This window comes from Micromonospora sp. WMMA1949 (genome assembly GCF_027460145.1).
Taxonomy (GTDB): Bacteria; Actinomycetota; Actinomycetes; order Mycobacteriales; family Micromonosporaceae; genus Micromonospora.
In genome coordinates, this window is the sequence record NZ_JAPZBG010000001.1 from 2346853 (window position 1) to 2367530 (window position 20678).

Annotated in this window: 20 protein-coding genes; 6 read left to right on the forward strand and 14 right to left on the reverse strand. The window is 71.9% G+C overall.

Annotated elements, in window-relative coordinates:
- Nucleotides 1-53: 53 nt before the first annotated feature.
- Entirely contained in the window at nucleotides 54-320 is a 267-nt protein-coding gene (locus O7607_RS10970) for a BldC family transcriptional regulator (RefSeq protein WP_013473529.1), read from the forward strand.
- Between the two features lie 57 nt (nucleotides 321-377).
- On the opposite strand, the gene O7607_RS10975 is transcribed toward O7607_RS10970, so the two are convergent.
- The gene (locus O7607_RS10975; RefSeq protein WP_269702898.1) at nucleotides 378-1022 is read right to left on the reverse strand and encodes a UbiX family flavin prenyltransferase; all 645 of its coding nucleotides are present in this window, start codon (nucleotides 1020-1022) and stop codon (nucleotides 378-380) included.
- A 144-nt stretch (nucleotides 1023-1166) separates the two neighbouring features.
- Between O7607_RS10975 and O7607_RS10980 the strand changes: the two genes are divergently transcribed.
- Nucleotides 1167-2132 carry a terpene synthase family protein gene (locus O7607_RS10980; protein ID WP_269706942.1) on the forward strand — a complete coding sequence of 322 codons (966 nt, stop codon included), beginning with the start codon at nucleotides 1167-1169 and terminating at the stop codon, nucleotides 2130-2132.
- 51 nt (nucleotides 2133-2183) lie between these two features.
- Here the strand turns inward: O7607_RS10980 and mqnP are convergent, their stop codons facing one another.
- From mqnP to O7607_RS10995, 3 genes are all read right to left on the reverse strand, one after another.
- On the reverse strand, nucleotides 2184-3086 hold the full coding sequence (mqnP, locus tag O7607_RS10985; protein WP_269702899.1) for a menaquinone biosynthesis prenyltransferase MqnP: 903 nt from the start codon (nucleotides 3084-3086) through the stop codon (nucleotides 2184-2186).
- Nucleotides 3086-4543: a menaquinone biosynthesis decarboxylase gene (locus tag O7607_RS10990; protein ID WP_269702900.1), complete on the reverse strand. Its 1458-nt coding sequence runs from the start codon at nucleotides 4541-4543 to the stop codon at nucleotides 3086-3088. Before O7607_RS10990 ends, mqnP begins: the two co-directional genes overlap by 1 nt.
- Before the next feature lie 93 nt (nucleotides 4544-4636).
- Nucleotides 4637-5191, reverse strand: coding sequence for a carboxymuconolactone decarboxylase family protein (locus tag O7607_RS10995; RefSeq protein WP_269702902.1), 555 nt, complete (start codon nucleotides 5189-5191; stop codon nucleotides 4637-4639).
- A gap of 63 nt (nucleotides 5192-5254) precedes the next feature.
- Between O7607_RS10995 and O7607_RS11000 the strand changes: the two genes are divergently transcribed.
- Nucleotides 5255-5725, forward strand: coding sequence for a MarR family winged helix-turn-helix transcriptional regulator (locus O7607_RS11000; RefSeq protein ID WP_269702904.1), 471 nt, complete (start codon nucleotides 5255-5257; stop codon nucleotides 5723-5725).
- Between the two features lie 44 nt (nucleotides 5726-5769).
- On the forward strand, nucleotides 5770-5994 hold the full coding sequence (locus O7607_RS11005) for a hypothetical protein (RefSeq protein WP_269702905.1): 225 nt from the start codon (nucleotides 5770-5772) through the stop codon (nucleotides 5992-5994).
- Here O7607_RS11005 and ccsB read toward each other — a convergent pair.
- From ccsB to hemL, 6 genes are read right to left on the reverse strand one after another with little or no spacing between them, the layout of a single operon-like run.
- A complete protein-coding gene (gene ccsB, locus O7607_RS11010; RefSeq protein WP_269702907.1) occupies nucleotides 5960-6937 on the reverse strand; it encodes a c-type cytochrome biogenesis protein CcsB in 978 nt (325 codons plus the stop codon). The genes O7607_RS11005 and ccsB overlap by 35 nt on opposite strands.
- The gene (gene resB / locus O7607_RS11015; protein ID WP_269702908.1) at nucleotides 6937-8556 is read right to left on the reverse strand and encodes a cytochrome c biogenesis protein ResB; all 1620 of its coding nucleotides are present in this window, start codon (nucleotides 8554-8556) and stop codon (nucleotides 6937-6939) included. The genes ccsB and resB overlap by 1 nt, the downstream gene beginning before the upstream one ends.
- Entirely contained in the window at nucleotides 8556-9470 is a 915-nt protein-coding gene (locus tag O7607_RS11020) for a cytochrome c biogenesis CcdA family protein (RefSeq protein WP_269702910.1), read from the reverse strand. The genes resB and O7607_RS11020 overlap by 1 nt, the downstream gene beginning before the upstream one ends.
- Nucleotides 9470-10045 (reverse strand): TlpA family protein disulfide reductase, encoded by a 576-nt coding sequence (locus O7607_RS11025; RefSeq protein WP_269702912.1) that lies wholly within the window; start codon nucleotides 10043-10045, stop codon nucleotides 9470-9472. The genes O7607_RS11020 and O7607_RS11025 overlap by 1 nt, the downstream gene beginning before the upstream one ends.
- Nucleotides 10045-10692, reverse strand: coding sequence for a histidine phosphatase family protein (locus tag O7607_RS11030; protein ID WP_184681158.1), 648 nt, complete (start codon nucleotides 10690-10692; stop codon nucleotides 10045-10047). Before O7607_RS11030 ends, O7607_RS11025 begins: the two co-directional genes overlap by 1 nt.
- A 3-nt stretch (nucleotides 10693-10695) precedes the next feature.
- Nucleotides 10696-12033, reverse strand: coding sequence for a glutamate-1-semialdehyde 2,1-aminomutase (hemL, locus tag O7607_RS11035; RefSeq protein WP_269702915.1), 1338 nt, complete (start codon nucleotides 12031-12033; stop codon nucleotides 10696-10698).
- A 146-nt stretch (nucleotides 12034-12179) separates the two neighbouring features.
- Between hemL and O7607_RS11040 the strand changes: the two genes are divergently transcribed.
- On the forward strand, nucleotides 12180-12512 hold the full coding sequence (locus tag O7607_RS11040) for an STAS domain-containing protein (RefSeq protein ID WP_013283540.1): 333 nt from the start codon (nucleotides 12180-12182) through the stop codon (nucleotides 12510-12512).
- A gap of 96 nt (nucleotides 12513-12608) precedes the next feature.
- Here the strand turns inward: O7607_RS11040 and O7607_RS11045 are convergent, their stop codons facing one another.
- Nucleotides 12609-14201 (reverse strand): ABC transporter permease, encoded by a 1593-nt coding sequence (locus O7607_RS11045; RefSeq protein WP_269702917.1) that lies wholly within the window; start codon nucleotides 14199-14201, stop codon nucleotides 12609-12611.
- Nucleotides 14198-15160, reverse strand: coding sequence for an ABC transporter ATP-binding protein (locus tag O7607_RS11050; protein ID WP_269702919.1), 963 nt, complete (start codon nucleotides 15158-15160; stop codon nucleotides 14198-14200). Before O7607_RS11050 ends, O7607_RS11045 begins: the two co-directional genes overlap by 4 nt.
- Before the next feature lie 53 nt (nucleotides 15161-15213).
- On the opposite strand from O7607_RS11050, the gene O7607_RS11055 reads away from it, so the two are divergent.
- Entirely contained in the window at nucleotides 15214-15738 is a 525-nt protein-coding gene (locus tag O7607_RS11055) for a GbsR/MarR family transcriptional regulator (protein ID WP_269702921.1), read from the forward strand.
- Between the two features lie 4 nt (nucleotides 15739-15742).
- On the opposite strand, the gene O7607_RS11060 is transcribed toward O7607_RS11055, so the two are convergent.
- Together O7607_RS11060 and O7607_RS11065 are read right to left on the reverse strand one after the other, a co-directional pair.
- On the reverse strand, nucleotides 15743-16300 hold the full coding sequence (locus O7607_RS11060; protein ID WP_269702923.1) for a response regulator: 558 nt from the start codon (nucleotides 16298-16300) through the stop codon (nucleotides 15743-15745).
- Entirely contained in the window at nucleotides 16297-20661 is a 4365-nt protein-coding gene (locus O7607_RS11065) for a HAMP domain-containing protein (protein WP_269702924.1), read from the reverse strand. Before O7607_RS11065 ends, O7607_RS11060 begins: the two co-directional genes overlap by 4 nt.
- Nucleotides 20662-20678: the final 17 nt, after the last annotated feature.

Genomic DNA, 20678 nt, shown 5'->3' on the forward strand with positions numbered 1-20678 from the left:
CGGCCGGGGGCAGTGTGTTCAGCCGGGGGCTTCGTCGACGCGAGGAGGGGGCTGTGGACACTGGAGATCGCCTGCTGACACCGGGTGAGGTCGCTGCGCTGTTTCGGGTTGACCCGAAGACCGTGACCAGATGGGCAGCGGCCGGCCGGATCGGCAGTATCCGGACTCCAGGAGGGCACCGCCGGTTTCGGGAATCCGAGGTGCGGGCCCTGCTCGAGGGGGAGGGCATGCTGGACGAGGCGGAGGACATGGGCAAGGCCCGCAACATGGGCCCGACCGCTTCCACCGGCCCCGGACCGGCGAACGCCGGCATGTACTGAACGTGCGGGGCGCGGTCCGGTCGAGGGCCGCGCCCCCGCACGTCGGCCACGGGTCCGTCAGGCCGGATCCGCCTCCCGGCGACCGGCCGCCAGCTCACCGGACCATCGCCGGAACAGCGTGTGCTCGACGCCCAGCGCGTCGAGCACCTTTCCGGCCACGAAGTCCACGAGCTGCCCGGCGGACGCCGCCGCGCCGGCGCCGTAGAAGCCCGGACTGGCCGGCAGCACCACCGCACCGGCGTCGTGCAGCGCGATGAGATGTTCCAGGTGACTGCGGGTCACCGGCGTCTCCCGGGGCACCACGACGACCGGCCGGCGCTCCTTGAGGTTCACCTCGGCGGCGCGCTGGAGCAGATCCTTCGACAGCCCGATGGCGATGCCCGCGCACGCGGCGGTGCTCGCCGGCACCACCGCCATGCCGCGTACCGGATAGGAGCCGCTGCTCGGGCCGGCGGCCAGGTCACCGGCCGGCCAGTGCCGGAGGTCCGCGCCGGTGAGGTCGCGGTCGAGCCAGGCGGCCAGGTCCTCGGCCCAGTGCGCGTCCCGGAACGGCCGGCCGGTCTCGTCCAGCACTGTCAGCCGGGCCGCCCGGGAGACGATCAGGTCCACCGCCTGGCCGGCGTCGAGTAGGCCCCGGACGACAGCCGCCGCGTACGGCGTCCCGGACGCGCCGGAGACACCCACCACCCATGGTTCGCGCATGCCCTCAAGCGTGCCTGGTCGGCGCGGGCGGCGGGCGACGACCCCCGTTCGGTCGGTCCGCCCGGGATGTCCAGACGGTTCACGGAACGTCCCGCGGCATGAAATTCTTCGATCGGCGATCCCACTTTCACGGAGGGGCCGGTGATGACGGCGGCGGTGCTGCGGGCGCTCCGCTCCGGCTGCCCCATTCCGCCCCGCCTCTCCCCGTACGCCGACGACGTGCAGGGCTGGCTGGTGGAGCACATCGACCGGCTCGGCCTGCCGGCTGACCCGGCCACCCGGCGACGGCTGGCGGCGGCCGGTTTCGCCCGGTACGCGGGCCGCCTCTACCCGGACGCCACCGAGCCCGACCTGCGGGTGCTGACCGCGCTGTTCACCTGGTTCTTCCTCGTCGACGACGCCTGCGACGGGCGGGACGGGCTGACCCCGCCGCAGATCCGCGCGTTGCGCGACGGCGCGCTCGCCCTGCTGCGCGAGGGCCCGCGCGCCCGCCACCCGGGCTTCTCCGGCCCGCTGCGCCGCCTCCTCGTGCAGGCGTGGCGGGAGCCGCGCCGCCGGATGCCGGCCCGCTGGCGGCTGCGCTTCGCCGACGCGGTCGCCGACCACCTCGACGGCGTCCACCGGGAGGCCACCGCCACCGGGTCCGGCCGTCCACCGGGCGTCGCCGAGTACGTGCGGCTGCGCCGGGCCACGTCGGCGGCGTACGTGTCGTACCCGCTGATCGAGTTCGCGTCCGGGCGTCCGCTGCCCGACGCGGTCTACCACCATCCGGCGCTGCGGCGGCTCGCCGGCCTCGCCAACGACCTGCTCTCCTGGTTCAACGACATCGCCTCGCTGGAGCGCGACCGGGCCACCGGCGGCGGGCACAACCTGGTGCTCGCGACGGCCGCCGAGCGGGGCGTGCCGGTGCCGGCGGCGGTCGACCTGGTGGCCGCGCACTGGCGTGCCGAGATGGACCGGTTCGCGGCGCTCCGGGCGGCGGCGCCGTCGTTCGGGCCCACACTCGACGACGCCGTCGCCATCCACCTCGACGGGCTGGCCGCCGCCGTGCGCGGCACCGTCGACTGGACGCTGGAGAGCGCCCGCTACCCGCTCGCCGCGGCGTCCTGACCGGGGTGCGGCCCGGCGTCCTGACCGTCACCGGCGCCCCGGCGTCCCGGCTCAGGGCCGCAGGCCGAGCCGGACCACCAGGTCGAGCAGTGCGAGGACGAACAACGCGATGCCGACGAAGCCGTTCGCGGTGAAGAACGCCCGGTTGACCTTGCTCAGGTCGGTGGGGCTGACCACCATGTGCTGGTAGGCGAAGGCGACGGCGGTGAGCGCCAGCCCGATCCACCACAGCCAGCCGAAGCCGACCCAGGCGCCGAACCAGATGAACAGCGCGAACGTCACCACGTGCGCGACGGTGGAGGCGTGCAGCGCGAAGCGCCGGCCGTACCGGGCGGGGACGCTGTGCACCCCGATCTCCCGGTCGATCTCCGAGTCCTGGCAGGCGTAGATCAGGTCGAAGCCGCCGATCCACAGGCCGACGGCGGCACCGAGCAGCCAGGCCGGGCCGGAGCCGTCGAGCGTGCCGGTGACCGCCAGCCAGGCGCCGACCGGGCCGACCGCCTGGGCCACCGCGAGGATGGCGTGCGGCCAGTTGGTGAACCGCTTGCCGTACGGGTAGACCACCAGCGGCACCACGGCGAGCGGCGCGAGCACCAGGCAGAGCGGGTTGAGCAGGGCGGCGGCGGCCAGGAACACCACGAGCGCGACCGCCGCGCCGGTCCAGGCCGTCCGCACGCTCACCGCGCCGGTGACCAGTTCCCGGTTCGCGGTACGCGGGTTCCGCGCGTCGATCCGCCGGTCCAGGATGCGGTTCGCGGCCATGGCGAACGTCCGCGCGCCGACCATCGCCACGGTGATCAGCAGCAGGTCCAGCCAGCGCACCCGGCCGCCGTTGAGCTGCATCGCGGTCAGCGCCGACAGGTACGCGAACGGCAGCGCGAAGACCGAGTGCTCGATGGCGACGAGCTTGAGGAAGGACGAGACCCGGCCGGGACGTTCCTGCACCGCCGTCATCAGATTCCGTATTCCTTCCAGCGCTTGTCGACGAGCGAGACCACCTCGGGCGACATGCGCATCTCCTCCGGCCAGCCCCGGGTGTAGCCCTCCTCGGGCAGCTTGCGGGTCGCGTCGATGCCCGCCTTGCCGCCCCAGAACTGCTGGTACGAGGCGTGGTCGAGGTGGTCCACCGGGCCCTCGGTGAGCAGCAGGTCGCGGGCGTAGTCGACGTTGCCGAAGGCGCGGAACGCGACCTCGTTGTAGTCGTGCACGTCGCAGTCCTCGTCGACGATCACGATCAGCTTGGTCAGCGACATCATGTGCGCGCCCCAGATCGCGTTCATGACCTTCTGCGCGTGCTTCGGGTAGCGCTTGCGGATCGACACGATCGCGCAGTTGTGGAAGACACCGGCGGCGGGCAGGTCGTAGTCGACGATGTCCGGGATCAGGAAGCGCAGCAGCGGCGCGAAGATCCGCTCGGTGGCCTTGCCGAGGCCGTGGTCCTCCTGCGGCGGCTGGGACGTGACGATCGAGTGGTAGACCGGGTCGCGCTGCATGGTCATGCACTCGATGTGCATGACCGGGAACGGCTCGACCGGCGTGTAGAAGCCGGTGTGGTCGCCGAACGGCCCCTCGGGCAGGCGCTCGCCCGGCTCGATGTAGCCCTCCAGCACGATCTGCGCGTGCGCCGGCACCTGCAGCGGGACGGTCAGGCAGTCGACCATCTCGACCCGCTCACCGGCGAGGAACCCGGCGAACAGGTACTCGTCGATGTCGGCCGGTAGCGGCGCGCTGGCCGAGTACGCCACCACCGGGTCCGCGCCGATCGCGATCGCCACCGGCAGCCGCTGGCCGAGCCGCTCGGCGACCGCGTGGTGCGCGGTCGAGTTCTTGTGGATCTGCCAGTGCATGCCGATGGTGTTGTGCGAGTGCTGCTGGAGCCGGTAGAGCCCGAGGTTGCGCTTGCCGGTCTCCGGGTGCTTGGTGTGGGTCAGCCCGAAGTTGTGGAAGATCCCGCCGTCACCGGGCCACACCTGCAACCCGGGCAGCCGGTTGAGGTCGACGTCGTCGCCCCGGTAGACCACCTGCTGACAGGGGGCGGTCTTCACCTTCTTCGGCGGCATCGACTTGAGCTGCATGACCTTGCCCAGGCCGCCCATCATCCCGGAGAAGCCCTGCGGCAGTTCCGGCTTGAGCATGTCGCCGATCCGCTCGCCGATCTCGTCGAGGTTCTCCACCCCGAGCGCCATCGCCATCCGCTTCTCGGTGCCGAACAGGTTGATCGCCACCGGCATCTCACCCCGGGTGGGGCGCTCGAACAGCAGCGCGGGTCCGCCGGCCCGGACGGTACGGGTGACGATCTCGCTGATCTCCAGCGTGGGGTCGACCGGCGCGCTCACCCGCCGCAGCTCGCCCGCACGCTCCAGCGCCGCGAGGAAGTCCTTCAGATCGGTGTACGGGAAGCGAGCCGCCATACCGCCATCCTCCCGTACCCTCCTGCGGAGGTAAGGACGGGCCCCCTTTTAACGCCTCCGGTAGAGGAGGGGCCCCTTCTTAACACCCGCAGCTCAGGCGGCGGGCGTCCAGGCGTACGCGGCCAGGGGCGCGTCGAGCGGGGCCTCGGTGAGCCGGTTGGCGAACGTGGAGATCGTGTACGTTCCGACGCCGAGCACCACGTCCAGCGCGTGCCGGCGCTGCCATCCGGCGGCCAGCAGCGCGTCCAGGTCGGCGTCGGGGACCGCGCCCCGGTGGTCGAGGACGGCGACGGTGAACCGGCGCAGCGCCTCCAGCCGGGGATCGGGCAGCGCAGCACCGGTCCGCAGCGCCTCGATCAGCTCCGACGCGGCGCCGTGCCGGACCGACGTCGCGGTGTGCATGGCCACGCAGAGGTGGCAGCCGTTGCGGGTGGCGACGGTGAGCACGACCACCTCCCGGGCGACCGGATCCAGGTCGGTGGCCTCGAACGCGGCGTTGGCGGCGAGGAAGCCCTTGAGCAGTTCGGGCGAGCCGGCCATCAGGCTCACGGCGGCGGGCAGGTGGCCCAGCGTGCGGCGTACTCCGGCCATGACCGGGCGGGCGGCGGCGGGTGCGGTGTCCGGCTCGTACGCGGTGAAGCGAGACATTACTGCGCCCCTCTCGTAAGGTAGTCAACGTGGTTGACGAAATAGTAAACGTGGTTGTCGAACATGGCAACGCCTGACCGCCCCGGCTTCGCGCTGCCGCTGCTCCTGCTCGCCGGTTTCCGTACGCTCGTCGACGACCTGCACGCCGAACTGGCCCGCCAGGGGCACCCCGACCTGCGCCCGGCCCACGGGTTCGTCCTGCAGGCCGTCGGCCCGGACGGCACCACCGCCTCCGACCTCGGGCAACGGCTCGGCGTCTCGAAGCAGGCCGCCGGCAAGACGGTGGACCGGCTGGTCGCGCTCGGCTACCTGGAACGCGTGGACGACCCCGCCGACGCCCGCCGCAAGCTGGTCCGGATGACCGCGAAGGGCCGCGACGGACTGCACCGGTCGGCGGTGGTCTTCGACGAGCTACGCGACCGCTGGGCGTCCACGCTCGGCGCGGACCGCGTCGCCGCCATCGAGGACGACCTGCGCCAGGTGGTCCCCGCCGACGTGTTCCGCCTCGACGTCCCCGGCTGGTTCGGCGGATGAATTCGTCACTGACAGCCACGCCGGCGGCGGTTCATCATCGACGGATGGACGACGCATACGTGGTGGGTGACCCGGACGGCCTCAGCCCGCTCCAGTCAGAGATCCGCGACGCGGTGGCCCGCGAGCTGCACGCCCAGTTCGCGCTGCGGGCGGACCGCCTCGAACTGGCCGACCTGCCGGAGGTGGCCTACCAGATCACGCGCCGGGTGGACGAGGTGCTGAGCGCGCGCCCGGTCACTCCACCCCGGCGTACGAGTGCAGACCGGTGAAGAAGAAGTTGACCCCGAACAGGTTCATCATCACGGTCAGGAAGCCCACGATGGCGATCCAGGTGGCCACGTTGCGCTTCACGCTCGGCGTGGCCCGGGCGTGCAGGTAACCCGCGTACACCACCCAGGAGATGAACGCCCAGGTCTCCTTCGGGTCCCAGCCCCAGGCGCGACCCCAGGCCGCCTCGGCCCAGATCGCCCCCGCGATCACCGCGAAGGTGAAGATCGGGAACGAGAAGGCGTGCAGCATGAAGGTCAGCCGCTCCAGCCCGGCCGCCTCCGGGAGGCGGCGGGCCAGGGTGTACGGGAAGCTGCGCCGCCCCTGCTCCCAGCCGGCCCGCATCAGGTACGCGGCGGCGGGCACCACGCCCAGCAGGAAGATGCCCGAGGCGAAGATGATCGTCGAGACGTGGATGATGAACCACCACGACTGCAGCGCCGGCATCAGCGGCTCGATCGGCACGTAGAGCTTCAGCTCGGCGAACGCCAGCAGCAGCACCATGACCAGCGTCAGGAACAGCCCGAGCCGGCGCAGCCACGGCTGCTTCCAGAGCACCACGAGCCAGGCCGCCATGCCGATCCAGGTGCCGGTCAGCACGAACTCGTACATGTTGCCCCAGGGCATCCGGTCGGCGGCGAGGCCCCGGGTGACCACGGCGCCCAAGTGCACGGCGGCGGCCAGCACGGTGAGCCAGGCGGCGATCCGGCCGGCCAGCACTGCCCGGGCGCCGGTGCGGTCCGGCCTCGGCGGCGTAGCCGCGACGGCCGGCTCGTCGACGGTGCCACCGGCGCCGCCGACGCCCGCGCCCACCAGCTCACGCGCCGGCGCGGCCGCGGGCACCCTCCGCGCGTTGCCCAGCGCGAACTCCACGGCGTGGCTGATCATCGCGATCAGGTACGCCAGGATCGCGAACGCGACCAACTGGTCGGAGAGTGCGGACATCACTCGTCTCCTTCTCGCGCCCGCCGCGCGTCCGGCGCATCACCGCTCACCGCGGCGACGAGCTGCGCGAACTCGTCGGCGAACCCTGGGTGCTCGGTGCGCGGCAGCCCACCGGCCTCCACCAAACTACTACCGCCCGTCGGAGATCCCCCCTCGGGGGGCGAAACCCGGAACCACACCCGGCGCCGCCGGGCGAACAGCGAGCCCATCAGGCCGAGCAGCAGCGTGCCGCTCGCCACCAGCAGCAACGTCTGCCCGGGCGCGTGCCGGACCGCGAGCGTGACGTACGGCTTGGTGCCGACGAACTCCAGCGTGCTGCCGTCGTCCAGGGTCCACTTCTCCCCCGGCCGCAGCAGCTTGGTGCCGATCTCCTTGAGCTTGCCGTCGTCGATCTGGCTCCGGTCCAGCGCGTAGACCGAGCCGGGGATGCCCGCGTCCAGCCCGAGATTGCCCCGGTACGCGGTCAGGTTCACCATCGGGTTGCGCTCGGCCGGGTACTGCGACGCCACGTACGGCGCGCTCTCCGGCGCGGTGGGCAGGTAGAGCCCGTCGAAGGCGATCTGCTGGTCCGGGGCGCGCGCGCCGGTCTTCGGGTCGACGTTGGCATCCGGGAAGATCGCCACGCCCTCCTCGGTCGCGTTCGAGTCGCCGGTACGCAGGAACGGCGCCTCGCTGGTCTGGCTGCGGCCGTACTTGTCGGTGTACTTCAGCAGCGGCGCGTAGCCGTTGCCGAGCAGGTAGACGTTCGCCGAGCCGAGCCGCAGCGGCGAGTTGACCGAGAATCCGGCGGTCCGCTCCGCGCCATCCGGCTCGTCCACGGTGACGGTGGCCCAGTAGCGGGACGCCTGCCCGGACGGCAGGTAGTCGGCCTCGAACTTCTCCAGCGTCAGGCAGAACGGAGGCAGGTCGGAGCTGTCCACACGCGGGCCGAGCGACGCCTCGGCGTACTGCTGGCGGGTGTTGCAGAACGCGTTGTCCTCGCCGGCGACCAGGATGCGGTTGCCGTGCCATCCGTACCAGGAACCGAGCGCCACCCCGAGCAGGACGGCGACCAGCGACACGTGGAAGAGCAGGTTGCCGGTCTCCTTGAGGTAGCCCTTCTCGGCGGAGACCTCGTTGCCGCGCACGGTGACCCGCCACCGGCGACGGCGCAGCACCGCCGCGATCGCCTCGGGATCGGCGGCGGCCGGGGCCTCCAGCACCGCGTGCTGCGGCAGCCGGTCGAACCGCCTCGGCGCGGCCGGCGGCCTCATCCGCAGCGCGCGGACGTGGTCCCGGGCGCGGGGCAGGATGCAGCCGATCAGCGAGGTGAACAGCAGCAGGTAGATCGCGGAGAACCAGACCGAGCCGAAGACCTCGAACGCGCCGATCTGGTCCAGCCGGGGCGCGAGGTCGGGGTGGTCGAGGAACCACTGGTTGACGCGTTCCGGGTTGACACCGCGCTGGGGCAGCACCGAGCCGGGGATGGCCGCGATGGCGAGCAGGAACAGCAGGATCAGCGCCGTACGCATGCTGGTGAGCTGCCGCCACGAGTTGCGCAGCAGGGCCAGCACCGGGTTGACCCGTCGCCGGGGCGCCTGCGCGGGTGGGGTCGACGGCCGGTCGTCCACGGTCGTCATCAGATGCTCACCTCGCCCACGCCCACGTTCGTCTGCAGCCAGATCACCACGTTCACCCAGCCGCCGGTGATCAGCGCCAGGCCGATCGCGATCAGCAGCGCGCCGCCGATCCGGGTGACCCAGCGGCTGTTGCGCCGGACGGCGCGGAACACCCCGAGCAGGCGCTGGAAGCCCAGCCCGAAGACGACGAACGGTATCCCCAGCCCGAGGCAGTACGCCACGGCGAGCACCACGGCCCGGTCGGTGCCGCCCTCGGTGGCCGCCATGCCGAGCACCGCGCCGAGCGTGGGGCCGGTGCAGGGCAGCCAGCTGAGCGCGAACACGGCGCCGAGCACCGGCGCGCCGAGCAGTCCGGCGGAGGGCAGCCAGCGGATGCGGAACTCCCGCTGCATGCCGGGGATCACCCCGAGGTAGCCGAGGCCGAGCACCACCACGAGCGCGCCGATGACGATCTCCAGCGTGCGCTCGTACCGGAAGAAGAGCTTGCCGACGCCGGAGAAGAGGATCGCAGTGGCGACGAACACGACTGTGAAGCCGGCGATGAACAGCAGCGTGCCGGCGAGCACGCGGCCCTTGACGGCGGCGACGGTGCGCTCCGGCGCCGCCCGCTCGGCGACGCTCACGCCGCCTGCGCCACCGGTGCCACCGGTGCCACCTGCGCCGCCTGCGCTGCCGCCGCCGGCGGTGCCGGTGTTAAGAAGGGGCCCCTCCTCTACCGGAGGCGTTAACAGGGGGCCCTTCCTTGCACCGCCCTCCAGGTCGGAGCCGGCCAAGCCCGTCACGTACGACAGGTAGCCGGGCATCAGCGGGAGCACGCACGGGGACAGGAAGCTGACCAGTCCGGCCAGTGCGGCCGCACCGACCGCGAGCAGCAGCGGGCCGGACTCGGCGAGCTGCCGGAACGTCTCGCCCATCAGCGGGCGCCGTTCGGCGGTGGCGACTCGGCGGCGATGTCCTCGACGATCGGCCGCAGCTCGGCCTGGGTGACGGCCCGCCGGATCACCACGGCGATCCGGCCCTCGCGGTCGAGCACGACGGTGGCCGGGGTGGTGTTCGGCGGGATGTCGAAGTTCAGCGCCTGCCGGCTGGCCGGGTCGAAGATGCTCGGGTACGTGACCCGGCCCTCCTCGAAGGCGATCGCCTTGTCCTTGCTGTCCTGCACGTTGATGCCGAGGAACGTCACGCCGGAGCCCTTGGTGGCCTGGTAGGTGGCCTCCAGGTCGTCGGCCTCGGCGCGGCAGGGCGCGCACCAGGAGCCCCAGAAGTTGACCACGACGACCTGGCCGCGGTCCCGGGAGATGTCGTAGCTGCCGCCGGTGAGCAGGTCACCACTCACCTTCGGCGTCTTGGAGCGCTGGTCCGGGGCACAGGTGACGGTGGAGCCGTCGGCGGCACACCGGCTCTCCTGGCTGTCGGAGGAGCAGCCGACCAGCGCCGTACCGGCGGTGACGGCGGCGAGCAGGGCGGCGGCGAGCCTCCGGGTGAGCATCAGGCCCCCTTGGCCGTCCGGGCGGTCGGCGAGATCGAGACGAGGTGGGCGGCCGGCTCGGAGTACCCGATACCGACGATCTTGGCGCCGTCGAAGTGGAACGAGGTGAGGCTGGCCAGGCCGCACTGGCGGCGGCGCGGGTCGTGCCAGAGACGCTTGCGTTCGACGTGCCGGCGCAGCGTCCAGATCGGGAGCTGGTGCGACACGAGCACCGCCTCGCGCCCCTCGGCGGCGACGCGGGCGGCGTGCAGCGCGGCGAACATGCGCTCGGCGATGACCCGGTACGCCTCGCCCCAGGACGGGGTCACCGGGTCGCGCAGCACCCACCAGTTGCGCGGGTCGCGGAACGAGCCGTCACCGGGCGAGACCTTCTTGCCCTCGAACCAGTTCGCGCTCTCGATCAGGCGCTCGTCGACGCCGACGGAGAGACCGAACTGCGCCGCGATCGGCTCGGCGGTCTGCTGGGCGCGCTCCAGCGGGCTGGCCACCACGTGCACGACGGTCCGGTCGGCGAGCGCCTGCGCCGCCGCCTTGGCCATCTGCACGCCCAGCTCGGAGAGGCGGAACCCGGGCAGGCGGCCGTAGAGGATGCCGTCCGGGTTGTGCACCTCACCGTGCCGCAGCACGTGCACCACTGTCTCCGCCATGAGTTATCCCCCGCTTCCCGCCGCTGCCGCCGCCCGCGCCGCCACCGGCAGGGCGGCGGCGATCTGCTCCCACGCCGCGTCGTCGATCGCGGTCGAGACGAACCACGACTCGAACGCGCTCGGCGGCAGGTAGACGCCGGCGGCGAGCATCGCGTGGAAGAACGCCTTGAACGCCGGCACCACCTGGGTGCGGGCGCTGTCGTAGTCGTGCACGTCCGCGTCGGTGAAGAAGACCGAGAACATGTTGCCCGCGGTGGAGAGCCGGTGCGGCACTCCCGCCGCGGACAGCGCCTCGGTGGTGAGCTTGCCGAGCGCGGCGGCGGTCTCGTCGAGCCGCCGGTAGAGCGCGTCGTCTGCCAGCCGCAGCGTGGCCAGCCCGGCCGCGCAGGCCAGCGGGTTACCGGAGAGCGTGCCGGCCTGGTAGACCGGGCCGGCCGGGGCGAGTCTCGCCATGATCTCCGCGCGCCCGCCGAACGCCGCCGCGGGCAGGCCACCACCCATGACCTTCCCGTACGTCCACAGATCCGCGTCCGACGGGTCGAGGCCGTGCCATCCGGCGCGGGACACCCGGAACCCGGTCATCACCTCGTCGACGATGAGCAGCGCGCCGTTGGCGTGGGCGATCCGGGCCAGCTCGGCGTTGAAGCCGTCGCGGGGCGCGATCACACCCATGTTGCCGGCGGCCGCCTCGGTGATGATCGCCGCGATGTGCTGCCCCTCGGCGGCGAACGCCTCCTCGACCGCGCGCAGGTCGTTGTACGGCAGCACGATGGTGTCGCCCGCTGCCGCGCCGGTCACGCCGGGCGAGTCGGGCAGGCCGAAGGTGGCCACGCCGGAGCCGGCGGCGGCGAGCAGCGCGTCCGAGTGGCCGTGGTAGCAGCCGGAGAACTTGATGATCTTGGCGCGGCCGGTGAAGCCGCGGGCCAGCCGGATCGCCGACATGGTCGCCTCGGTGCCGGAGTTGACCAGGCGCACCTGCTCCACCGGCGTCCGCGCGATGATCTCCTCGGCCAGGTCCACCTCACCCGGCGTCGGCGTGCCGAAGCTGGTGCCGAGCGCCGCCGCCTCGCGCAGCGCCTCCACCACCGCCGGGTGCGCGTGGCCGAGGATCAGCGGGCCCCAGGAGCAGACCAGGTCGACGTAGCGACGACCGTCGGCATCGAAGAGCCACGGCCCCTCCCCCCGGACCATGAAGCGCGGGGTGCCGCCGACGGCACGGAACGCGCGCACAGGAGAGTTGACCCCGCCGGGCACGACGGCCTTGGCGCGGTCGAACAGGGCCTCGGAGGCCGGGGCGTCGGCCGGGTAGCGGCCGGATCCGGCGGAATGCGTCTCGGTCACGATGAGGCCATTGTGTCAGCGCCGGAGTGCTGCCTGGCAGGCACCCCGCGGCGGGGGTTACCAGGCTCACCCGCCTGAGCGGCGCGACGGGCCGACGGCGATCCGCTCGACAGGCCCGCTGGTCGAGATCGCGATAGGCTGACCGGGTGGATCGTGCCGAACTGTCCATCACCGTACACCGGACGGGTGACGAAGCCGTGCTTCGCCTGGCCGGTGAGATCGACATGCTCACGGCCGCCCAGCTCTCGACGGTGGTCAACGAGGTGCTGGCGGATCCGCCCCCGCGCATCGTGCTCGACCTGGCCGGGGTCACGTTCTGTGACTCGCAGGGCCTCGGCACGCTGGTGGTGCTCAGCCGCAAGGCCAGTCACACCCAGTGCCTGCTGATGCTCACCAACGTCGGTGACTTCCTGATCCGCGTCCTGGACATCACCGGCCTCCGCAGCGCCCTGATGATCCGCAACGAGGCCACCCCGTAGCTCCGCCCCGGCCCTCCCCCGCGATCTTGCACTTGCGGCCCTCGGCGAGGGTGATTCACCCCTTTCGCCGGGGCCACAAGTGCAAGATCAACGGTTTCAGAGGACGGGGATGTCGCGGCGGCGGAACGTCAGCAGGCCCGCTGTGGCCAGGGTCACCGCCAGGGCCGTGAGGACGTAGAGCGGGGTGGCGGTCCAGCTGTCGCGCAGCACCTGGGGGGTGTGCGTGAACGGGGACACGTCCAGCAGCCACTGGTCCAGCTCCAGCACGGCGCCGAGCTGCCCGAGCAGCACGCAGACCGCCAGCACCACCCACGCGGCCGACGCGAGGCGGGGCAGCAGGCCGTAGAGCAGCACGGCGAGCCCGGCCAGCACCCACGCGGCCGGCACCTGGGCCAGACCGGCGGCGAGCATCCGGCCCAGCTGGCGGGGCACGTCGCCGGTGCTCAGCCCGTACGTCAGGCCGGTCGCCAACCCGGTCACCGCGAGCACCACCACCGGGCCGAGCAGCGCGAACGTCACGTGGGAGAGCAGCCAGGTCGAGCGCCGCGTACCGGTGGCGAGCACCGGCTCCGCGTGCCCGGCGGACTCCTCCGCGCGCATCCGCAGCGCCGCCTGGATGCCGTACCCGGCGGCGGCGAGCCCGGCCAGGCTCAACGTGACCCCCAGGTAGGCGTCGGCCATGCCGGACGCCCCGCCGAGCCGGGCCACGATCTCCTCCATCCGCGGGCTCCCCTCGACCGACCGGCCGGCCGCCTCGGCGGCGCCCCCGAGGATCAGCCCGAGCAGGCCGAACCCGACCGACCACCAGAGGATCTGCCCCCGGTGCAGCCGCCAGGCCAGCCCGAACGGCCCGGACAACGCGCCGCCCGCGCCCGCCGGGCCGAGCCGGGGCGGCAGCACGCCCGCGCCCAGGTCGCGGCGGACCGAGATCGGGTACGCGAGCGCGGCGAGCAGCACCGTCGCGGCCAGCGGCAGCAGCAGCGCCCACCACCGCTCCCCCTCGTACGGCCGGACGCGCGCGGCCCAGCCCAGCGGGGACAGCCAGCTCGGCCAGTCGTTGCCGGCGGTGTCCCCGGCCAGGCGCAGCCCGAACGCGGCGCCGAGACCGGCGAGGCCGATGCCCCGCGCCCCGCCCGCGGTCTCGGTGAGCTGGGCGGCCAGCCCGCCGAGCGTGGCGAAGACCACGCCGGTCAGCACGGTGACCAGCCCGTACGCGAGCGAGCCACCGACCGGCAGTCCGGTCGAGACCAGCCCCGCGGCGGTGAGCAGCCCGAGCACCAGGTCTGCGGCGTACGTGACGAGCAGCGCGGCGGTCAGCCCGGCGTGCCGCCCGAGGACGCTGCCGCCGAGCAGTTCCCGCCGCCCGGCCTCCTCCTCGGTGCGGGTGTGCCGGATGACCGTGAGCAGGCTCGCCAGCGCGACGATGAGCAGCAGGAAGCCGCTGCGCTGGGCGGTCAGCCCGCCGATGCTGTCGCCGTACGCCGGGCCGAGCAGCGCGACGATGGACGGGTTGCGGGCGGTGCCCTCCAGGTACGCGGCCCGATCGGCGGCGGTCGGGAACAGCTCGAAGTAGCTGGCCGCGTACGTCGTCGGCAGCACCGCGAGGATCAGCACCCACAGCGGCAGCAGGAGGCGGTCCCGGCGCAGGATCAGCCGGACCAGGTGACGCGTGCCGGTGAGCGTGCTCATGACCGGTCCGCCGTCTCGGGGCGCGCCACGCCGGAGGAGGGCGTCGCGTCGGAGGAGGGCGTCGCGTCGGAGGAGGACGCCGTCTCGTAGTGCCGCAGGAACAGCTCCTCGAGCGTCGGCGGCGTGCTGACCAGGCTGCGGACGCCGAGTTCGGTGAGCCGGCGCAGCGCGGCGTCGAGCGACGCGGTGTCGACGTCGAACCGGACCCGCTGCCCGTCCACCCGCAGGTCGTGCACGCCGGGCAGGTCGGCCAGGCCGTCGAGTGGCGCGGTGACCTCGGCGTCGATCGCGGTGCGGTGCAGGTGGCGCAGGTCGCCGAGCGTGCCGGACTCCACCGTCCGGCCGGCCCGGATGATCGTCACCCGGTCGCAGAGCGCCTCCACCTCGGCCAGGATGTGGCTGGACAGCAGCACCGTGCGCCCGTCCTGGACGGCCCGGCGGACCCAGTGCTGGAAGACCTCCTCCATCAACGGGTCGAGCCCGGAGGTCGGCTCGTCGAGGATGAGCAGGTCGACGTCGGAGGCCAGCGCGGCGACCAGGCCGACCTTCTGCCGGTTGCCCTTGGAGTAGGTGCGGCCCTTCTTGCGCGGGTCCAGCTCGAACGACTCCAGCAGCTCGGCGCGGCGTTTCGGGTCGAGCCCGCCGCGCAGCCGGCCGAGCAGGTCGATCACCTCGCCGCCGCTGAGGCCGGGCCAGAGCGTGACGTCGCCGGGCACGTACGCGAGGCGGCGGTGCAGCGCCACCGCGTCCCGCCAGGGGTCGCCGCCCAGCAGTCGGGCGGCCCCCGCGTCCGCCCGCAGCAGGCCGAGCAGCACCCGGATGGTGGTCGACTTGCCGGAGCCGTTCGGGCCCAGGAAGCCGTGCACCTCCCCGGTGCGGACGGTCAGGTCGAGCCCGTCGAGGGCCCGGGTGCGGCCGAAGGTCTTCACCAGGCCGGACACATCGATTGCCGTTTCCATACTTCAGAAGTTACGCTCGTTTCACAAAGTTGTGAAGACTGTAAGGTCACGGCGTGAGTGTCGAGGAGCCGACCATGAACGTGCCGTCCCGTCACGACGAGGAGGAGGTCCACCTCTTCATCGAGCGGATGGCGATGGCCTTCGCCGACGTGGGCTTCCCCCGGATGGCCGCCCGGGTCCTGTTCACGGTGATGAGCGCCGACGACCCGCTCACCGCCGGCGAGATCGCCGAGCGGCTCGGCGTCAGCGCGGCGGCGGTCAGCGGCGCGGTGCGCTACCTGACCCAGTTCGCCATGCTGGTCCGCGAGCCGGTCAAGGGCTCCCGGCGCGACCGCTACCGGATGCCGGACAACCCCTGGTACGAGGCGACGATCACCAAGACCACGCTCTACAAGAACTTCATCGACATCGCCGCCGGCGGGGTCGACGCGCTGCACGGCCGCAGCACCCCGGCCGGTGAACGGGTGGCCGAGATGCGCGACTTCTTCCTCTTCGTACAGGAGGAACTGGAGTCGCTCGGCGACCGCTGGCGTGCCCGGCGGGCCGCGACCGGGCACGGCGGCCCGGCCGGCGGCTGAACCGTCAGCGGGTGTTGCCCCAGCGCGCCTGCTCCAGCAACTCCACCGCGCGGTCCCGGGTGGACGGGTCGTCGTCGGCGCGCAGCATCGCTGTCGCCTCGTCCACCGCGTCGGTCAGGTGCCGCCACTGCAGGTCCCGCTCCCGCACCAGGTCCGACTGGGCGGCGAGCTGCCGCGTCTTCACCCACAGGTCGACGAAGACCGTCACCTTGGCCCGCAGCACCCACGGGTCGAACGGCTTGGTGAGGTAGTCGACCGCGCCGGCCGCGTAGCCGCGCAGCGCGAGCTGGGCGTCCTTGTCCGCGGCGGTCAGGAAGATGATCGGTACGTGCCGGGTCCGCTCGCGCCGCTTGATGTGGGTGGCGGTCTCGAACCCGTCCATGTCCGGCATCTGGGCGTCCAGCAGGATCACCGCGAAGTCGTCCACCAGGAGCTGCTTGAGCGCCGCCTCGCCGCTCTCCACCGCGACCGACTGCACCGGGAGGCCCTGGAGGATCGCCTCCAGGGCCATCAGGTTCTCCCGCCGGTCGTCCACCAGCAGGGCCTTGGCCGTCTGCGTCACGCGTTCTCCTCGCCTCGGCTCCGGCCGATCCAGGACGCCATCAGTTCGATCAGCTCGTCCAGGTCCACCGGCTTGGTGATGTAGTCGCTGCCGCCGGCGCCGAGCGCCGACTCCCGGTCGCCGGGCATCGCCTTGGCGGTCAGGAAGACGATCGGCAGGTCCGCGAACCGGTGGTTGCGGCGGATCTGCGCTGTCGTCTCGTACCCGTCCTGGTCCGGCATCATGGCGTCCATCAGGACGATGTCCACCTCCGGGTGCTCGGCGAGCTGGCGGACGCCGTCCGCCCCGTTGTCCGAGTACAACACGGTCATCCCGTGCAGTTCCAACGCGGACGTCAGCGCGAACACGTTCCGCACGTCGTCGTCGATGATCAACACGGTCACGCCGTCCAGGCGTCGGGTGGCGGGCGTCTCCTGCGGCTGCGGCAGCTCCATGGGCATGAGCAGCGACGACGGCAGGCCCGCGCGGCTCGGCGACGGTGGCGCCGGTGCCACCACCGCGTCCGGCGCCAGCACGTCGGGTACGAACAGAGTGAACGTCGAACCCTGACCGGGCGCGGACGAGACGGTGATCGTGCCACCGAGCAGGCGGGCCAGGTCACGGCTGATGGACAGCCCGAGACCGGTGCCGCCGTAACGCCGGCTGGTGGTGCCGTCCGCCTGCTGGAACGCCTCGAAGATCAGCGACAGCTTGTCGTCGGAGATCCCGATGCCGGTGTCTATCACGGTGAACGCGATCACCCGCTGCGCGTTCGTCAGCGCCGGCACGTCGAAGACGGCGTTCTCGGCAGCCGGACCGATCCGCAGCGTCACCGCGCCGTTGTCGGTGAACTTCACCGCGTTGGACAGCAGGTTGCGCAGGATCTGCTGCAACCGCTGGGCGTCGGTGACCAGCGCGGGCGGCAGGTCCTGGCTCACCCGTACCTGGAAGTCCAGGCCCTTCTCCTCGGCCTGCGGCGCGAACGCCTGCTCGACGTAGCTCCGGATCTCGGCGAACTGGATCTCCGTGGGCTCCACGTCCATCCGGCCCGCCTCGATCTTCGACAGGTCGAGGATGTCGTCGATCAGCGACAGCAGGTCCGACCCGGCGCCGTGGATGGTCCGGGCGAACTCGATCTGCTTCGCGCTGAGGTTGCGCTCCGGGTTCTCGGCGAGCAGCCGGGCCAGCAGGAGCAGCGAGTTCAGCGGCGTCCGCAGCTCGTGGCTCATGTTCGCCAGGAACTCCGACTTGTACGCCGACGCCCGGGTGAGCTGCTGCGCCTTCTCCTCCAGGCCGAGGCGGGCCAGCTCGATCTCCCGGTTCTGCGTCTCGATGTTGGCCTTCTGCTCGGACAGGAGCTTCGCCTTGTCCTCCAGCTCGGCGTTGGTGCGCTGCAACTCGGCCGACTGGTCCTGCATCTCGTGCGCCAGCCGCTGCGACTGCGCCAGCAGCTCCTCCGTACGCCGGTTGGCCTGGATGGTGTTCACCGCCACGCCAATGGTGAGCACCAGCCGCTCCAGGAACGCCAGGTGCAGCTCGGAGAAGGTGGCCACACCGGCGAACTCGATCACGCCGAGCAGCTCGCCCTCGAACTGGACCGGCAGCACCACCAGATCGGCCGGGGGCGTGTCGGCCAGCCCGGACCGGACGACGAGGCGCCCGTCCGGCTGCGCCTTGACCCGGATCGTCCGGCGCGACAGGGCGGCCTGCCCGACCAGCCCCTCACCCGGGCCGAACGTGACGTCGTGGCCGCGTGCCACGTAACCGTAGGAGGCGGTGAGCCGCAGCCGCATGCTGCCCTCGGAGCTGTCCGCCAGGAAGAACGCGCCGAGCTGCGCGTCCACCAGCGGCGTCACCTCCTGCATGATCATGCGGCAGACCTCGCCCAGGTCGCGCTGGCCCTGCAGTAGACCACCGATCCGGGCCAGGTTCGAGTCGAGCCAGCCCTGCTCGGCGTTCTTCTTCGTCGTCTCCCGGAGGGTGACGATCATCTGGTTGATGTTGTCCTTCAGCTCGGCGACCTCGCCCTGCGCCTTCACGTTGATCCGCTGGGTCAGGTCGCCGCGGGTCACCGACGTGGAGACCTGCGCGATCGCGCGCAACTGCGTGGTGAGGGTCGAGGCGAGCTGGTTGACGTTCTCGGTGAGGTCACGCCACGTACCGGAGACGCCCTTGACCTGGGCCTGACCACCCAGCTTGCCCTCGGTACCCACCTCGCGCGCCACGCGCGTCACCTCGTCGGCGAACGACGACAGCTGGTCCACCATCGTGTTCACGGTGTTCTTCAGCTCGAGGATCTCGCCCTGCGCGTCCACGGTGATCTTCTGACCGAGGTCGCCGTTCGCCACGGCGGTGGTGACCGAGGCGATGTTCCGCACCTGGCTGGTCAGGTTCGACGCCATCGAGTTCACGTTGTCGGTCAGATCCCGCCACGTACCCGAGACGCCCTTGACCTGGGCCTGGCCACCCAGCTTGCCCTCGGTACCCACCTCGCGCGCCACCCGCGTCACCTCGTCGGCGAACGACGACAGCTGGTCCACCATCGTGTTGACAGTGGACTTCAGCTCCAGGATCTCGCCCTGCGCGTCCACGGTGATCTTCTGCGACAGGTCGCCCTTGGCGACAGCTGTCGACACCTGGGCGATGTTGCGCACCTGCGCGGTCAGGTTCGACGCCATCGAGTTCACGTTGTCGGTCAGATCCCGCCAGGTGCCGGCGACGCCGCGTACCTGGGCCTGGCCGCCGAGCTTGCCCTCGGTGCCCACCTCACGCGCCACGCGCGTGACCTCGTCGGCGAACGACGACAGCTGGTCCACCATCGTGTTGACAGTGGACTTCAGCTCCAGGATCTCGCCCCGGGCGTCCACGGTGATCTTCTGACCGAGGTCGCCCTTGGCCACCGCCGTGGTGACCGAGGCGATGTTCCGCACCTGGCTGGTCAGGTTCGACGCCATCGAGTTCACGTTGTCGGTCAGGTCACGCCACGTACCCGAGACGCCCTTGACCTGGGCCTGACCACCCAGCTTGCCCTCGGTACCCACCTCACGGGCCACGCGCGTGACCTCGTCGGCGAACGACGACAGCTGGTCCACCATCGTGTTCACGGTGTTCTTCAGCTCGAGGATCTCGCCCTGCGCGTCCACGGTGATCTTCTGCGACAGGTCGCCCTTCGCCACCGCCGTGGAGACCTGGGAGATGTTGCGGACCTGGCTGGTCAGGTTGCCGGCGAGCTGGTTGACGTTCTCGGTGAGGTCACGCCAGGTGCCGGAGACGCCGCGCACCTGCGCCTGGCCGCCCAGCTTGCCCTCGATGCCCACCTCACGGGCCACCCGCGTGACCTCGTCGGCGAACGACGACAGCTGGTCCACCATCGTGTTCACGGTGTCCTTCAGCTCCAGGATCTCGCCCTGGGCCGCCACCGTGATCTTCTGCGACAGGTCGCCCTTCGCGACCGCCGTCGACACCTGGGCGATGTTGCGCACCTGCGCGGTCAGGTTCGACGCCATCGAGTTGACGTTGTCGGTCAGGTCCTTCCAGGTGCCGGCCACGCCCGGCACCTCGGCCTGCCCGCCGAGCTTGCCCTCGGTGCCCACCTCGCGGGCCACCCGGGTGACCTGCTCGGCGAACAGCCGCAGCGTGTCGGTGAGCGAGTTCATCGTGTCGGCCAGCTCGGCCACCTCGCCGCGCGCCCCGACCGTGATCTTTTGCGACAGGTCGCCCTTCGCGACGGCTGTCGCCACCTGGGAGATCGACCGCACCTGCCCGGTGAGGTTCGACGCCATGGTGTTCACCGAGTCGGTGAGGTCCTTCCAGGTGCCGGCCACCCCGCGTACGTCGGCCTGCCCGCCCAGCTTGCCCTCGGTGCCCACCTCGCGGGCCACCCGGGTCACCTCGTCGGCGAACGACGACAGCTGGTCCACCATCGTGTTCACGGTCCGGCCGATGCGCAGGTACTCACCGCGCAACGGACGCCCGTCGATCTCCAGCGCCATGTGCTGGGACAGGTCGCCGTCGGCCACCGCCACGATGACCCGGGCGATCTCGGTGGTCGGCCGGCCCAGGTCGTCGATGAGCGAGTTGACCGCCCGCTGCCCCTCCGCCCACGAGCCGTCCAGGCCCTCGTCGTCCAGGCGCTCGGTGAGCCGGCCGTCGCGGCCGACGATCCGGCTGATCCGCCGCAGGTCGAGGTGCTGCCGTTCCTGCAACGACACCACGTCGTTGAAGGCGTCGGCGACCTCACCGGGCAGACCCGCCCGCCGGGGCAGGCGCACCCGCAGATCGCCGCGCCCCACCCGGCGCAACGCCTCGACCAGTTCGCCGAGGAGCACCTCGTGGTCGGACGCGGACGGGTCAGCGGTCACCGACTGATTCACCGTGGCCATCGTTCCTCGCTCCGCTC